This is a genomic window from Pseudomonas sp. YQ_5 (assembly GCF_043103305.1).
GTDB lineage: Bacteria > Pseudomonadota > Gammaproteobacteria > Pseudomonadales > Pseudomonadaceae > Aquipseudomonas > Aquipseudomonas putida_Y.
This window is the reverse complement of record NZ_JBICJS010000044.1, coordinates 434,785-449,567: the sequence shown is the minus strand read 5'-3', so window position 1 is coordinate 449,567 and position 14,783 is coordinate 434,785. Positions and strand designations below refer to the sequence as shown.

Genomic DNA, 14,783 nt, shown 5'->3' with positions numbered 1-14,783 from the left:
TTACCTGGGTTGTAGGTCGGGTTCTGCCAGTTCCATCACCTGGCTGTTGTGCAGCCGGCGAACCATCTGGATGTAGGCCACGCCCAGCCCTGCGATAGACCAGTACACCACCGGGATGAAGGTGATGCTGCTGACTGTGAAGATGATGACCAGAATGCCGATCAGCGTTGCCAGCAACACCCGGCCGAGCTGTCGTCGCTCGTCGTCCTTGTCGGCGAAGCTGAGCATGGCTCTACGGATACCCACCACCACCACGGCAAAGAACGCCACGAACAGGCCTAGCCCGACCAGGCCGGCCCGCAGCGCCAGGTTGATGTAGGTGTTGACGATGTCGATGATGCCTTCGCCCTGGATCATCGACTGCATTTCGGGTGTGTTGCGGAAGTCGAAAGAACCGAACAATGGGTTGCGCTGGATGACGATCCAGGAATTGTCCATCAGCCGCTCGCGGTAGGTGATGTTCTCTTTCTCGAGGTTGCCGATGAACGGCAGCAGGTCCAGCACCTTGTCGCCACCAGGCACGACGGTCAGCAAGGGCAACGCCAGCATGCCAGCCGCCCCCAGCAGTGCCAGGCGCTTGACGGCGCCTTTGCCCAGGGCAATGAACACCACCACGATGACCACGGCGCCGATCCACGGGCCGCGTGACAATGGCGCGAACAGCCCGGCGGCCAGCAGCAGGGCGCCCATGGCCCTGTGCAGCGGGCGTTGCACATAGCCTTGCACGAACAGGAACAGGCCGATGGCCACGCTCATCACGTAACCCAGCACAATCGCCTGGCCGGTGGTGACGCTCGCCCGCAGCGCACCACCGCGGCTCAGGTAGCCGGACATGCTCCATGGCACGCCCATGGCGTCGACCAAGGCGCTGTATAGCAGCCAGTGGCGTACATACTCGGCCACAGCGATCAGCGCCATGACGAAAGAGACAAGTACGAAGGCCAGCAGGGTGTCCTTGAAGTCGCTGATCTGACGCAGGCCACGGCTGGCCACGTAGTACGGCAGGAGTACGTCGACATACAGGTACAGCGCCTGGCGCAGCGTGTCGGTAGGGGTGGTTTCGCGCAAATAGAGCACGCTCAGCAGTAGCAGGCCGGCGGCCAGCAACTTATCGGCCCAGGTGCGGCCAAAGCGAAGGGTGTCACCTTGCCGGCGCAGGTGCAGCGCAGCCGGCAACAGCACGCACAGGCTCAGCAGGCGAATATGGTTCAGGTCGACCAGATAATTGACCACGCCAAACCCGGGCACCTGCACCGACGCTGGCGGGATCAGGAACAGCAGCATGTAGAACAGCGCCATGGGGTTGTGCTCGCGGCGCCCGGCCAGCAAAAGGACGACCGCACCCACACCCAGGTACAGCCAGAAGCTGTGCGAGAAAAAAGCCAGCAGCGTCAGCAGGAACCACAGATTGCGCCGGCGCTTGTAGTCGCTGAGCGGAATCAGGTCGGTGGCAGGCCGCCGCGCCATCAGGAAGACCACGCTCGCCAAAAACAGGATGACGATCAACGCACGAAAATGTTCAGGCATTGGCTATGTACACCTTTCCCTTGGTGGGCAACGGCTAGCATCGTGGCTAATTGAAACTATAGTGACTTTTAGCCAATCAGTCAGAGATTGAAGTCATGCCGTCGATTGATGTGTCAGCCGCCGCGAGCCTGCGCAAGCGGGCCCTGAGAGCCGGGTCGTGGAACCTGGTCTCGCAGGTGGCTTCACAGGTGATGCGCCTGGGCGGCAATCTGATCATGGCCCGCTTGCTGCTGCCGGAAATGTTCGGGGTGATGGTCATTGCCACCACTGTTTCGATACTGCTGCATTTGCTTTCCGATGTCGGCCTGCGCCAGAACATCATCCAGAGCCACCGTGGTGACGATCCGGATTTTCTCAATACCGCCTGGACCGTGCAGATCATCCGCGGTTTCCTGCTGTTTGCCCTTACCCTGCTGCTGGCCCTGGGGGCTTGGTTGGCGCAACTGGCCGAGCTGTGGCCGGCCGACTCCACCTATGCCGCTCCCGTACTGCCGATGGTGCTGGCAGTAACCGGCTTGTCGGCGGCCATCTGGGGTTTCCAGTCCACCAAGATAGATGTGGCGGTACGAACTTTCCAACAAAAGCGCGTGGTGCTGGTCGACCTTGCCTCGCAGGTGGCCGGCCTGGTGGTGATGCTGGTGCTGGGCTTGCTGACCCATTCGATCTGGGCGCTGGTGTTATCAGGCCTGGTTTCGGCGGTGGTCTGGACCGTGCTGGGGCATACCGCCCTGGAGGGGCCCACCAACCACCTGCGCTGGGACCGTTCGGCGCTGACCGAGCTGATCGTGTTTGGCCGCTGGATCCTGTTGTCGTCGATGGTCGGCGTGCTGGCGATGTACGGCGACCGCATGTGGTTTGGTGCCAGCATGTCGGCGGCGCAGCTGGGTGTGTATTCGATCGCCGTGCTGATCCTGGGTGCGGTACAGACCGCGCTCATGAAAATTGTCGGCGCGGTGGCATTGCCTGCTTTCAGTGAAGCGGCCCGGGCCGACGACAAGCAGCGCCTGAAAGCGCTGTATTTCCGCTTTCGGCTGCTGGTCGACCTGCTGGTTCTGTTCATTTGTGGCGGGTTCCTGACCGCCAGCCCATTGCTGATTGGCTGGATGTATGACGATCGCTACCGCGAAGCAGGGCCGATGCTGGCGATTCTTTCGCTATCGTTCATCGTATTGCGCTATACCTTGGCTCATCAGGTGTGGATTGCCTTGGGCCTGACCAAGTACCAGGCCATGGACAACATCATCCGCCTGGTCTCGTTGTGGGGACTGTTGCCGCTGCTGCTGGCGATTGGCGGGGTGGAGTGGGCTATCTGGGGGGTGGCCCTGCATGCTTTGCCAACGCTGGTGCTGGTTGTGTATGTGAATTGCAAACTGGATATCTTCAGCCTCAAACGTGAGCTGGTGGTACTGCCGATGTTGCTGGTCGGGGCGCTGTGCGGGGCACTGCTGACGGCCTTCTTCAACTGGCTGTAACGCAGTTTGCCAGGTGTAACTTTCATGGCTACAGGTCACGGGATCATGGAGAAGCTCACTTTTTGTACTGCGCAGTTGGGTCGTAGAGGTTTTCTCCAGAGCTGTGTCTTGCTCGGCGTGGGGAGCGCGGTATTCGGCGCCTCGGCGGCCGTTGCTGGCAAGACGGCCGAAAAGCCCGGGTTCGTGATAATCAACGGTTGGGTATTGCCGTCCCGTTACTTCCGGAACGCGTCAGCATGATCAAGGACTTTCAGCAGCAGAAGGCGCTGCGCGACCACTACGATTTCTGCATCATCGGCGCCGGCCCGGCGGGTATAACCCTGGGCTTGCGCCTGGCTGCTGCCGGCTGGAGCGTAATGATCGCCGAAGGTGGGGGGCGCGAATATGCGTCGTACTCGCAAGACTTGTACGCGTGCTCATCCACCGGCCTGGAGCTGTATGCCGAGGAATCCCGCCTGCGTTACCTGGGGGGCACCTCCAATCACTGGGCTGGCCGGTGTCGGCCATTCACTCCTTCGGATTTTGCCGTCGCCCCGCAAGGCGACTTGCCGGGTTGGCCAATTCCCTATTCGGAGATCGAAGGCTTTCTACCGGCAGCGATGGAGATTGTCGATCTGGCGCCTGGCGCGGATTTTCGCGCGATGAATACCAGTCTCGATGGCGGTGACTTCGAGGCGGACCGCTTTCTGCTCAGCACGCCGACACGCTTTGCACAAAAGTACGCAACAGCACTGGAGCAGACCCCAGGCCTGGACGTATTCATCCACTGTAATTGCGTTGACCTGGAGTTCGACAAGGCTTCCGGCCACCTGGCTGCGGTGGTGTTGTCCGACTATCAACGCAATCGTCAGCGCCTGGTAGCAAGCAACTTCATTCTGGCCACGGGTGCCATCGAGAATGCCCGGCAGTTGCTGAACAGCGAGTCCCTGGTGGCCGCAGGTGTGGTGAGCAAGGAAGGGCTGGTGGGCGGGGGGTTCATGGAGCACCTGAACATCGAAATGGGCACTTTCATCCTCAAGTCCGGGCAGGACCCGGAGCCGCGCCAGTACTACACTACCGATGCTTTCATCGACGAGTACAAGGCCGGTAAAGGCAATGTCACCGCTGTTTTACTGGCCGATGTGCAGACCTACGGCCGCACTGCCGAGGTCAAGTATTTTCTCGAGAGCCTGGCCTGCGACATGGGGTTTGCCAGCAAGGTCGCCTTCGTTGCCAAGTTCAGCTGCCCCGGTGACGGCGTGCTCAGCACCATGATCGAGCAGTTCCCCAACCTGCACAGCCGCATTTCGCTGCTGGACGAGAAGGATGCATTGGGCGTGGCCAAGGTCAATGTCAATTGGGTGCTTAGTGCCGATGACCGGCACACCATCAAGTGCATTGGCAGCGAACTGGCCAAGCAGTTCGCTGACATGGGGCTGGGGTTCGTCAAGCTCAACGATTTCGTCTACGACACTTCGATTCCACTGAAAATGGCACCCCATGCCCATCACATGGGCACCACGCGTATGGCCGCCTCGCCGCAGTTCGGTGTAGTCGATGCCAATTGCAAGGTGTTCGGTACCGAAAACCTGTATGTCGCCGGCAGCAGCATTTTTGCCAAGGGCGGCGCCTCCAACCCGACCATGCCGCTGTTGCAGTTTGCCTTGCGGCTGGCCGACCACCTCGATAGCAAGATGAAAGCGGCCAGCAGCGCCGCAGCGTGATGCAGGTTGTACACGGGTGAGAGCGATGCGGTCAGCACCTAGAAGAACGAGACCGGAACGCCTCAGGACACTCCAGATTGTTCAGATCGCGAGGCCAGGCAGTATGAAGGGATGGATACGCAAGGCAGTGGCGCACTACGCCCATGCAACCGGGCGAGGGGGCAAATTCTACAGGAGGTTCTGCAACCCCTCTGGTCTTGAATGGGGGGCCTATCTGGCCCGATGGGGCAACTTTCACTCGGTCGGCAGCAATTTCTTCGTCAATACAGGCTGCAAGTTTCTCGACCCGTCGCTGGTACGTATCGGCAACAGCGTGGGCTTGTCCGACTGCACGTTGATCGGTCATGACGGGGTGGTACTGCTGATCGAGCATCGCTATGGCAAGCACCTGGATTCGGTCGGTTTCATCGACATCAAGGACAACTGCTTCATCGGCCATGGTGCGATCGTGATGCCTCGCGTGACCATCGGGCCTGAATCCATCGTGGCCGCAGGGGCGGTGGTGACCAAGGACGTGCCGCCAGGCACCGTCTATGGTGGCAACCCGGCCGTGTTCATCTGTACCACCGAGCAGTTGATCCAACGGGTCGAGGCACGTTGCGAAGCTTACCCTTGGATCGACCTGGTGAAACAGCGCAACGGGGCCTACGACCCGGAAGTTGAACCGCTGTTGATGGCGCAAAGACGCCAGTATTTCTTCGGGGACAGCTAAAATGGCTAGCAAACCTGTGGATGTCATGGTGGTGAACTTCAATACCGCTGGACTGCTGCAGCCAATGTTCGATGCACTGCGCCGGGCCGACAGCGAGCGGCTGGCCAGTTACCTGGTGGTGGACAATGCCTCGCGCGATGACTCGGTGCAGCGCATGGCCCAGGTGTGCCCCGAGGCACTGCTGCTGAGCAACAAGCAGAACGTGGGTTTCGGCCGGGCCAACAACCAGTTGTTGGCGCACCTCAAGGGCAAGTACGCCTTGCTGCTCAATACCGATGCCTTCGTTGCCGCCGACTCTCTGCAAAAAACACTCGACTACATGGAGGCCCACCCAGAGTGCGGCGTACTGGGGGTGCGCTTGGAGGGGCGCGATGGTGACCTGCAGCCCAGTTGCCGCTACTTCCCCACGCCGCTCAATGTGTTCGTCGGGCGTACCGGGCTGGGGCGGTTCTTCCCAGGGCTGAAGATGGTCGACGAAATGAACTGGGACCACGCCTCGGTGCGCGAGTGTGACTGGTTGCCTGGCTGCTTCTACCTGGTGCGCCGCGAAGTGCTCGACAAGGTGGGGTTGTTCGACCCGCGCTACTTCCTTTATTACGAAGAGGTGGACCACTGCAAGCGGGTGAAGGAAGCGGGCTGGAAAGTGGTGTTTTACCCGCATACCACGGTGGTGCATATCGGTGGCGAAAGCTCCAAGTCGGTGGCGGAACTGGAGGCTGCCAGCCGGCAGATCTCGTCCTACCAGATCGAAAGCGAGTTGCTGTACTTCCGCAAGCATCATGGCGTGACGGGGCTGGCCCTGCACATGCTGCTGGTCACGCTGGGCGACCTGGTGCTGGCACTCAAGGCGCTGTTGAAACGACGCGGCTGGGGCGCCATTCAAGCCTGCTGGCGTCATTGCCGGGCAACCTGGTCATTGCTGTTCAAGACCCGGTACGCCAGCCAACCAACAAGGTAGGTGGAGCCATGTTCGAGAATATTCGCGCCGACCTGAGGGCCCATGGCGGGGACTGGGGCGCCCAGGGCTTCTGGGTATTGCTGGTGTACCGCTTTGGCCGCTGGCGTTATACGTTGCGCCCGGCACTGCTGCGCAAACTGTGTTCGCTCATCTACAAGGTGCTGTTCAAATTCGTCCAGATCATCACCGGTATCGAACTGCCTTGCGAGGTGGTGATCGGGCGCAACTTCGTCATCGATCATTTCGGCGGCATTGTTGTCAGCGGTTATGCCCGCTTCGGCGATGACTGCCGTATCCGCAACGGCGTGGTGGTGGGCCTGAAGAATGTCGACGAGCCGATTGCCCCGGTGTTCGGCAATAACGTCGACATCGGCACCGGGGCCAAGGTGCTGGGCAGTATTCGCATCGGCAACAACGTGATCATCGGCGCCAATGCCGTCGTGCTGGTAGATGTACCTGACAACTCACTGGCAGTGGGGGTGCCGGCCATCATCAAGGCCCGGCAAGCGGCCGCCACGGCATCGGTCGAGTGAGGCCTATGGCAACGGTGATCGGCGTGGTGGTGATCGGCCGCAATGAAGGCCAGCGTCTCGAGCGCTGCCTTTGTTCGCTGGCGCACGGGGCGGACAAAGTCATGTACGTCGACTCGGGTTCCACCGATGGTTCGCTGCAGTTGGCCGCCAACCTTGGCGTGGACGTGCTGGCGCTGGACATGGGTATCCCGTTCACCGCCGCACGCGCCCGCAATGAAGGTTTTGCCGCCTTGCAGCGCCTGTTGCCATCGATGCAACTGGTACAGTTCGTCGATGGCGACTGCGAGGTGAATGCCACCTGGCTGGCCACTGCGCAGGCTTTTCTTGAGCAGCACCCCACAGTGGCAGTGGTGTGTGGTCGCCGGCGTGAACGCTTCCCGCAGCGTTCGGTGTACAACTTGCTGTGCGACCTGGAGTGGGATACCCCGGTCGGTGAGGCCAAGGCCTGTGGCGGCGATGCACTGATGCGGGCAGACGCCTTTGCTGCTGTGGGTGGCTTCCGCCCTGACCTGATAGCCGGAGAAGAGCCCGAACTGTGCGTGCGTTTACGGGCCAACGGCTGGAAAGTCTGGCGACTGGCTGCCGAGATGACCCTGCACGATGCCGGCATGACCCGTTTCAGCCAATGGTGGCGGCGTAGCCTGCGCGCCGGGCATGCCTATGCCGAGGGCGCCTACCTGCATGGCCAGCCACCCGAGCGGCATTGGCTGCGTGAGTCACGTCGGGCCTGGTTGTGGGGCCTGGGCATACCCTTGGTGATCGCGCTGGCCTGCCTGCTGCTGGGCGGCTGGGGTCTGCTCTTGCTGTTGATCTACCCATTGCAGGCCTTGCGCCTGGCTCGCCGCGGCAGCAAGTCGACGCGCGAGAACTGGCTGCAGGCTGTGTTCCTGGTGTTGGGCAAGTTTCCGGAAATGCTCGGCCAGCTGAAGTTCCTGCGCCACCGTCTTGCGGCTGGCAAATCGGCTTTGATCGAGTACAAGTGAGAGAAACCCATGAAGCTCGGCACCCTCGTGAAAAGCGTGTTTATCTTGCAACCGGGATACTCGTTGCGGGCGTTGCACAACAAGTACAAGTTGGCGCGGCAGATCGCCAGGCAGTGGCCTGAGCTGAACGGGTTCATGCAGCGCATGACGGCGGCGCTGGGCCCGCATGGCTTGCAGCGGCTGGGTGTGGATTGTATCGGTGTCGTGCAATGGCCTTACATCAGCCGATGCTGGGAGGCGCCACAGCGTCTGGATGTGGTGGCTTCACACTTTGAACGGGTGGCTGGGCAGTTCCCGGCGTTGCTGCTGGGGCGCGACGAAAACCTGAGGCTGTGTGACCTGTCCAGCCATTCGCCAGGCTGCTGCCTGGTTCTGGATCGGCCAATCTGGTTCAAGCGCGAAGGCGAGCTGGTGTTGAACCTGTTCCAGGCCGACCTGCGTGTGGCATCCCTGGCCTTCACCCTGGGCCGCAGCCAGGGTGAGACCTGCCTGTTCATCGGTGCGGTGCAGGGCATCCACAAAGGTATCGACAGCGAAACCTCGCTGGCCATCTACCGTGACCTGACCAAGGACTTCGAAGGGCTGCGGCCACGCAGCCTGTTGCTCGAAGCGTTGAAATGCCTGGGCAGAACCCTGGGTGTGACGCAGCTGTATGCCGTCAGCGACGCCTGCCGGCACCATCGCCATCCCTATTTTGGCAACGACAAGGGCCAGGACCTGGCGGCCAACTACGACGTGATCTGGCAAGAACACGGCGCCACAGCGTCTGACCGTGAGGATTTTTTTACCCTCCCGTTAGCGCCGGCACAACGGGCGGAAGCCGACATCCCGGCCAAAAAACGGGCGATGTACCGCCGCCGCCAGGCATTGCTTGACGATGTTTTCACCCGTTTGCAGGCAGCATTGCCAAGCAGCAATCACAACCTTGGACTACAAGGAAAACAGGGGGATGCATTTGCTGTGAGTGCATCGGCAGTAGACGGACCGCCCGTAGTCGACAGCCTGAAGTGAAGGTTGCCAGGGAAGGTTGGTCATCAAGCGGGTTTGGATCTGGATTCGTATGCGCATTGCTTACTTCATCAATCAGTACCCGAAAGTCAGCCACAGTTTTATCCGTCGCGAAATTCTGGCGCTGGAGCGTCAGGGGGTTGAGGTACAACGTATAGCCCTGCGTGGGTGGGACGCCGAGGTGCAGGATGCCGAGGACGCAACCGAACGGGGCAAGACCCGCTACGTATTGCAAGGTGGGCTCAAGGGGCTACTCGCACCGACGTGGCAGGTACTGCGTACGCAGCCGCGGCGGTTTTTCCAGGCGCTGTGGCTGGCCATGCGCCTTGGTCTGCGGGCCGACCGTGCCTGGCCCTATCATCTGGTCTACCTGGCCGAGGCCTGCCAGGTGCAGCAGTGGTTGCTGGCAGGGGATGCGACCCATGTGCACGCGCATTTCGGCACCAACTCTACTGAGGTGGTCATGCTGGCCAACGTCCTGGGCGGGCCGGCATACAGCTTTACCGTGCACGGCCCCGAAGAATTCGACAAACCACAGTTTCTGCATCTGGGTGAGAAGGTGCGGCGCGCCGCCTTTGTCGCGGCGGTGAGCTCGTACGGGCGCAGCCAGCTATACCGTTGGGTGGCGCACGAGCACTGGGGCAAGGTGAAGGTGGTGCATTGTGGCCTGGAGCGTGGGTTTCATGAGGTGGCGCCGGTCAATGTGCCGCCGGCGCCACGGCTGGTGTGTGTCGGGCGCCTGTGCGAGCAGAAGGGCCAGCTGCTGTTGCTGGAAGCGGCGCGCTGTCTCGCTGCCCAATCGATCGCCTTCGAGCTGGTGCTGGCGGGTGACGGTGAAATGCGCGAGCAAATCGAGGCCTTGATTGCCCGGCACGGCTTGCAGCAGCAAGTGCATATAACCGGCTGGATCAGCAGTGCGCAGGTACGCAAGGAAATTCTGGCCGCCCGCGCGCTGGTGCTACCCAGTTTTGCCGAGGGCTTGCCAGTGGTCATCATGGAGGCCATGGCCTTGCGCAGGCCAGTGCTGACCACCTATGTAGCGGGTATCCCCGAGCTGGTGCGGCCTGGCGAGAACGGCTGGCTGTTCCCTGCCGGTGCCGTTGACGAGCTGGCAACAGCCATGGCCGACTGCCTGGCGCAACCGACCGAGGTACTGCAGCACATGGGCGAGGTGGCCTACCAGCGTGTAGTGCAACGGCATGACATCGACACCGAGGCGGCCAGGCTGGCCGGCTATTTCAAGGCATACGCATGATAAGTGTATTGGGTTGGTTACTGGGCCTGTTGGCGATCATCGTCCTGGTACCGGTGTTGGTCCTGGTGCTGCAAGTGTTGTTGGCGTGCCTGCCAGCGCGGGCGAGGCCCAACGGCATTGGCGAGCGCCCGCGAGTGGCGGTGTTGGTGCCCGCCCACGATGAGGCGTTGGTCATTCGTGCGATGCTGGCCAGCGTTACGCCGCAACTGCTGGACGGCGATCGCTTGCTGGTAGTGGCGGACAACTGCTCTGACGACACGGCCCAGTTGGCACACGAGGCTGGTGCCGAAGTGGTAGAGCGCCACGATACGCGGTTGCGCGGCAAAGGGTACGCATTGGACTTCGGCGTGCGTCACCTGGCTCAACGACCGCCCGAGGTTGTAATTGTGGTGGATGCCGACTGTCAGGTAGGCGAAGGGGCGATCGACTGCCTGGCGCGCCGCTGCCACGAACTTGCCCGCCCGGTACAGTCGCTGTACCTGATGCGTGCACCTGCAGGTGCCGGGTTGAAGGTGCAGGTTGCCGAGTTTGCCTGGCGGGTCAAGAACCTGGTGCGGCCGCGCGGTTGGGCGCGCTTGGGCCTGCCATGCCAGCTGATGGGCGCGGGCATGGCGTTCGCCTGGAACGATCTGAGCCTGATCAACCTGGCCAATGGTCATCTGGTCGAGGATGTGAAGCTGGGCCTGGACCTTTGCCAGCAGGGTAAGCCTCCTGCTTTCTGCCCCGAGGCACTTGTCACTAGCCAGTTCCCGCTCAGCGAGCAGGGCCTCAACAGCCAGCGCACCCGCTGGGAGCATGGCCATCTGGGCTTGATGCTCGCCGATGCACCCAAACGGGCGATGGCTGCAATCACCCAGCGCAATGCTAGCCTGGCGGCCTTGACCCTGGACTTGCTGGTGCCACCCCTGGCGTTGCTGGTGCTGGCCTTGCTCGGGCTTAATCTGGTGACCTGGCTGGCGTACCTGCTGTTCGGCCTGGCGGTGCCCGCGCGGCTCGCCTTTACCGGTTTGGCCTTGCTGGCCTTTGCCGTGGTGTTGGCCTGGGCGCGCTTCTGTCGTGAAGTGATACCGTTCTCGGTGTTGTTGTACGCGCCGTTTTACGCGGCCAGGAAGATTCCCTTGTACCTGAGCTTCCTGATCAAGCGCCAGGTTGAATGGGTGCGTTCAAAACGGGATGACGACTGATGGCTCAGTGGCAGAATCGCTGGAAGCGCGTGATCGACCAGATGGAAGTGATCGCTGACGCCGCCGCAGTGCAGCACCTGCTCGATCGCCTGGCTACACCGGATACGGGCACCGTGCTGGGCTTCGTCAATGCCCATGCCATGAACCTGGTGGTGCGCGATGGTGGCTACTGCCAGGCACTGTCGGCCGCAGATGTGCTGCTGCGCGATGGTGCCGGCATGGCGATCCTGTATCGCGGTCTGGGCCTGGAACCCGGGCTCAACATGAATGGCACTGACTTCATTCCCAGGCTCATGGCTACTTACCGAGGGCGCAAAGTCGCCTTCTGGGGCACCCGGCAACCCTACCTGGACCAGGCCGCGCAGCGCTGTAAAGCCGAGTTCGGCATTGTGCCAGTGTCCGTTCACGATGGCTTTGCCAGCGTAGAAACCTACTTACAATTGGCCCGCAGAGAGCAACCCGAGCTGATTGTACTGGGCATGGGCATGCCCAAGCAGGAAGCGGTGGCGGCAAAATTGGCAGCCATTGGCGGGCCATGCCTGATCGTGTGTGGTGGGGCGATTCTGGACTTTCTCGGTGGCAAGGTCAGCCGTGCCCCCGAATGGCTGCGGCGTTTGGGGGGCGAATGGCTGTACCGCCTGCTGCGCGAGCCCAAGCGCCTGTTCATGCGTTATGTGGTGGGCAATCCGCTATTCCTGTTGCGCACCCTGTTGTACCGGCGGTCAGCGGTTTCGGCCAGGCGGGCCCTATGAATCGGCCAAAAATCGCAAATGCGGTGATTCCGGGTACGCCAGCAGCGGGTGGCTGCTACAGTGATATCAATCGCTTGAGGGCGCCACGCGCCTGCTGCACGGTTTTTGCTTAAGTCTGTTTTCAAGGCTTGCTGTTTGATGGAAGGCACTTGCTACGCTCATCTTGATGAGGTCTGAAATGGTTTTCGAACCCAGAAGCAGTCGTTCCTTACTCCAGAGAAGAAGCAGTGTCAGTAACGCCATCCAGGCCGGCCTCGATGGTATTGCCGTCACCGGTATTGCCTGGTACCTGATCTACGACCAGTTCGGCTACATCACATCCGATTACGTGATCATGCTGCTGTTGCTGATTGGTGCACTGGCAGTCATTTATGATCATTACGCGATCTACCGCACCAACGTCGGGTTGTCGATCAAGGCGTTCCGCCTGTTCAAGGCCTGGTCGGCAACATTTTGCTTCCTGGTGGTCATGGCGTTCCTGACCAAACAGAGCGAAACCTATTCACGGCTATTGGTGGTGCAACTGTTCGTCATTGGTTATGTCGCCCAGTTATTCTTGCATTTTGCCGTGCGCGAACTGCAAAAACGCTTTAGCGCGCATGCGCGCCTGGACAATGCCCTGATCATCGGCAACGGTGACCTGGCCAACTTCCTGTATCAGAAAATCAGCAACAACCCGTGGTTTGGCGAGCGGGTGCTGGGCTGCGTGCTGCTCGACAAAGGCGATGGGCTGGGGGGGGAGAGTGCCGAGGGCAAGCAGCGCCTGCCAGTGCTGGGGCATATTGGCGACCTCGACGAGCTGGTGGCCCAACACGGCATTCGTACGGTGTACCTGGTGACGCCACTGGGTGGCTCCGAGGTCATCAACGACGTGTATTTCAAGTTGCTCGACAAGTGCATTGCGGTGAACTGGGTACCGGATATCTTCTCGTTGCGCCTGATCAACCACAGCGTGCGGGAAATTGCCGGCATTCCGGTGCTGACCTTGTCGGAGACACCCTTGACGGGCATGAGCCTGTTCTTGAAAAACCTTGAGGACCGGGTGCTGGCCGCGTTGATTTTGCTGTTTGCATCACCTGTATTGCTGGCTGTTGCGCTGGCCATAAAGATCGATAGCCGCGGGCCGGTGTTCTTCCGCCAGGAACGTACCGGCTGGACAGGCGAATCGTTCCGTATCTGGAAGTTTCGCAGTATGCATGTTCACCAACCGGAAGAGGGCGTGGTCAAACAGGCGCAGAAGAATGACCCACGGCTGACCCGGGTCGGTGCCTTTATCCGGCGTACAAGCCTTGATGAACTGCCACAATTGTTCAACGTGCTGACCGGTGAAATGTCCCTGGTAGGGCCGCGGCCACACGCCTTGCAACATGACACCTTGTATTCGCAGGATATCGTTGACTACTTTGCCCGCCACAATATCAAGCCAGGCATGACAGGTTTGGCGCAGGTGCGCGGGTTCAGGGGGGAGACCAAGGATATCGAGCAAATGATCCAGCGGGTCGACTCGGACATCGAGTACATCAACAACTGGTCGTTGTGGCTGGACTTTGTGATTCTGGTGCGCACGCTTAATGCCTTTACGGGTAAGCAGGCTTATTGAGCAACGCACGCCCGCATCGACCGTGTACCGCCAGTCAGTCCTTGTTCAACGGATGCAATGCCCTGAACCCCCGCGCTTCTTCCACCAGCCAGTCATGCACCGCCCGCGCACCCGGCTGGTTCAAGCCGCCTGGCGGGTAATGCACCACATAACGCTTGTGGTTGGCGATCGGTACACCAAAGGGCACGATCAGTGCGCCGCGCTCCAGTTCGTCATTGAGCAGCGTGCGCCGGGCAATGGCCACGCCGATCCCGGCAATCGCCGCCTCGATGGTCAGGTGGTTGCGGTTGAAAGTGTGCCCGCGCCGCACATCCAGGCCGGCGGCGCCGATGCCTTCCAGGTAAAACTCCCACTCGGCATATTCCGAACTGCCACGCCAGGCGGTGATGTCATGCAGCAACGGGTAGTGCACCAGATCGCTTGGCCCGTGCAGGGGTGGGCGCCCACGCAGCAGGGCAGGTGAGCACACCGGGAAGATCTGCTCGTCCAGTAGCGGCGTCGAGAGCATGCCTGGGTAGCTGCCATCGTTCAGGTCGATGGCCAGGTCGAAGTCGCCCGGCGTCAGCGCCTGGGCACTGTCTTCAGCCACCAGGCGCAACTCGATGTCCGGGTAGCGTTGTTGAAAACGCGGCAAGCGCGGCGTGAGCCATTTAGCCAGGAACGAGGGGATCGAACGCACACGCAACGTGCCGCGGATTTCCCCTGCGTCCAGCCGCAGCAGCTCGGTCTCGATACTGCCATAGGCCTCGGCCACCGTCTGAGCCAGGCGTTGCCCCTCGGCGCTCAGCTCCACGCCGCGCGCCCGGCGCAGGAACAGCCGGTAGCCCAGGCGCTCTTCCAGCTGGCGCATCTGCTGGCTGACCGCGCCAGGGGTGATGTGCAGCTCTTCGGCACAGCGGGTGAAGGACAAGTGCCGGGCTGCGCAGGCAAATACGTGCAGCCAGACGAACATCTGACCATTGAGTTGTCGTCGCATCGTTTAGTACCACTAAAGCCTTGCTTAGGAAGTTTCGTTGGTCATCCGTGAGCCACGGCGTCAGTATCGCGCAAAATCGCAATAACGCTCAATTTCTTCAGACAACCCTACCTTGGATGC

At 61.0% G+C, this 14,783-nt stretch carries 13 protein-coding genes; 11 read left to right on the top strand and 2 right to left on the bottom strand.

All coding sequences use genetic code 11. The annotated features are described in order from the left end of the window. Window positions 1-1,527, bottom strand: a complete 1,527-nt coding sequence (locus ACF8EA_RS10290) for an O-antigen ligase family protein (RefSeq protein ID WP_392521918.1) — start codon at window positions 1,525-1,527, stop codon at window positions 1-3. Between the two features lie 95 nt (window positions 1,528-1,622). Here ACF8EA_RS10290 and ACF8EA_RS10285 point away from each other — a divergent pair, with 95 nt between their 5' ends. The 11 genes from ACF8EA_RS10285 (at window position 1,623) to ACF8EA_RS10235 (ending at window position 13,687) form a co-directional block, all read left to right on the top strand. Further along, window positions 1,623-2,999, top strand: a complete 1,377-nt coding sequence (locus ACF8EA_RS10285; RefSeq protein ID WP_392521916.1) for an oligosaccharide flippase family protein — start codon at window positions 1,623-1,625, stop codon at window positions 2,997-2,999. Between the two features lie 236 nt (window positions 3,000-3,235). Next, entirely contained in the window at window positions 3,236-4,702 is a 1,467-nt protein-coding gene (locus ACF8EA_RS10280; protein ID WP_392521914.1) for a GMC oxidoreductase, read from the top strand. A gap of 103 nt (window positions 4,703-4,805) precedes the next feature. Further along, window positions 4,806-5,414 (top strand): acyltransferase, encoded by a 609-nt coding sequence (locus tag ACF8EA_RS10275; protein WP_028697450.1) that lies wholly within the window; start codon window positions 4,806-4,808, stop codon window positions 5,412-5,414. Between the two features lies 1 nt (window position 5,415). Continuing rightward, a complete protein-coding gene (locus ACF8EA_RS10270; protein WP_021785073.1) occupies window positions 5,416-6,372 on the top strand; it encodes a glycosyltransferase family 2 protein in 957 nt (318 codons plus the stop codon). 8 nt (window positions 6,373-6,380) lie between these two features. Then, on the top strand, window positions 6,381-6,905 hold the full coding sequence (locus ACF8EA_RS10265) for a serine O-acetyltransferase (RefSeq protein ID WP_021785074.1): 525 nt from the start codon (window positions 6,381-6,383) through the stop codon (window positions 6,903-6,905). 5 nt (window positions 6,906-6,910) lie between these two features. Beyond that, a complete protein-coding gene (locus ACF8EA_RS10260; protein ID WP_392521912.1) occupies window positions 6,911-7,888 on the top strand; it encodes a glycosyltransferase family 2 protein in 978 nt (325 codons plus the stop codon). A 9-nt stretch (window positions 7,889-7,897) separates the two neighbouring features. Further along, window positions 7,898-8,899 carry a VirK/YbjX family protein gene (locus ACF8EA_RS10255; protein ID WP_392521910.1) on the top strand — a complete coding sequence of 334 codons (1,002 nt, stop codon included), beginning with the start codon at window positions 7,898-7,900 and terminating at the stop codon, window positions 8,897-8,899. Window positions 8,900-8,948: 49 nt separating this feature from the next. Further along, entirely contained in the window at window positions 8,949-10,151 is a 1,203-nt protein-coding gene (locus ACF8EA_RS10250) for a glycosyltransferase (protein WP_392521908.1), read from the top strand. Further along, on the top strand, window positions 10,148-11,335 hold the full coding sequence (locus tag ACF8EA_RS10245; RefSeq protein WP_021785078.1) for a glycosyltransferase family 2 protein: 1,188 nt from the start codon (window positions 10,148-10,150) through the stop codon (window positions 11,333-11,335). The genes ACF8EA_RS10250 and ACF8EA_RS10245 overlap by 4 nt, the downstream gene beginning before the upstream one ends. Continuing rightward, window positions 11,335-12,087 carry a WecB/TagA/CpsF family glycosyltransferase gene (locus tag ACF8EA_RS10240; RefSeq protein WP_274148250.1) on the top strand — a complete coding sequence of 251 codons (753 nt, stop codon included), beginning with the start codon at window positions 11,335-11,337 and terminating at the stop codon, window positions 12,085-12,087. Before ACF8EA_RS10245 ends, ACF8EA_RS10240 begins: the two co-directional genes overlap by 1 nt. Window positions 12,088-12,265: 178 nt before the next feature. Beyond that, window positions 12,266-13,687 carry an undecaprenyl-phosphate glucose phosphotransferase gene (locus ACF8EA_RS10235; RefSeq protein WP_101196782.1) on the top strand — a complete coding sequence of 474 codons (1,422 nt, stop codon included), beginning with the start codon at window positions 12,266-12,268 and terminating at the stop codon, window positions 13,685-13,687. Between the two features lie 34 nt (window positions 13,688-13,721). Here the strand turns inward: ACF8EA_RS10235 and ACF8EA_RS10230 are convergent, their stop codons facing one another. Beyond that, on the bottom strand, window positions 13,722-14,663 hold the full coding sequence (locus tag ACF8EA_RS10230; RefSeq protein WP_392521906.1) for a LysR substrate-binding domain-containing protein: 942 nt from the start codon (window positions 14,661-14,663) through the stop codon (window positions 13,722-13,724). Window positions 14,664-14,783 lie beyond the last annotated feature (120 nt).

Bases quoted from the DNA above. Each gene is read 5' to 3' on its own strand.
- ACF8EA_RS10250 (WP_392521908.1), top strand. From the start codon at position 8,949: ATGCGCATTGCTTACTTCATCAATCAGTACCCGAAAGTCAGCCACAGT.
- ACF8EA_RS10245 (WP_021785078.1), top strand. From the start codon at position 10,148: ATGATAAGTGTATTGGGTTGGTTACTGGGCCTGTTGGCGATCATCGTC.
- ACF8EA_RS10285 (WP_392521916.1), top strand. From the start codon at position 1,623: ATGCCGTCGATTGATGTGTCAGCCGCCGCGAGCCTGCGCAAGCGGGCC.
- ACF8EA_RS10260 (WP_392521912.1), top strand. From the start codon at position 6,911: ATGGCAACGGTGATCGGCGTGGTGGTGATCGGCCGCAATGAAGGCCAG.
- ACF8EA_RS10240 (WP_274148250.1), top strand. From the start codon at position 11,335: ATGGCTCAGTGGCAGAATCGCTGGAAGCGCGTGATCGACCAGATGGAA.
- ACF8EA_RS10280 (WP_392521914.1), top strand. From the start codon at position 3,236: ATGATCAAGGACTTTCAGCAGCAGAAGGCGCTGCGCGACCACTACGAT.
- ACF8EA_RS10275 (WP_028697450.1), top strand. From the start codon at position 4,806: ATGAAGGGATGGATACGCAAGGCAGTGGCGCACTACGCCCATGCAACC.
- ACF8EA_RS10255 (WP_392521910.1), top strand. From the start codon at position 7,898: ATGAAGCTCGGCACCCTCGTGAAAAGCGTGTTTATCTTGCAACCGGGA.
- ACF8EA_RS10235 (WP_101196782.1), top strand. From the start codon at position 12,266: ATGGTTTTCGAACCCAGAAGCAGTCGTTCCTTACTCCAGAGAAGAAGC.
- ACF8EA_RS10270 (WP_021785073.1), top strand. From the start codon at position 5,416: ATGGCTAGCAAACCTGTGGATGTCATGGTGGTGAACTTCAATACCGCT.
- ACF8EA_RS10230 (WP_392521906.1), bottom strand. From the start codon at position 14,663: ATGCGACGACAACTCAATGGTCAGATGTTCGTCTGGCTGCACGTATTT.
- ACF8EA_RS10290 (WP_392521918.1), bottom strand. From the start codon at position 1,527: ATGCCTGAACATTTTCGTGCGTTGATCGTCATCCTGTTTTTGGCGAGC.
- ACF8EA_RS10265 (WP_021785074.1), top strand. From the start codon at position 6,381: ATGTTCGAGAATATTCGCGCCGACCTGAGGGCCCATGGCGGGGACTGG.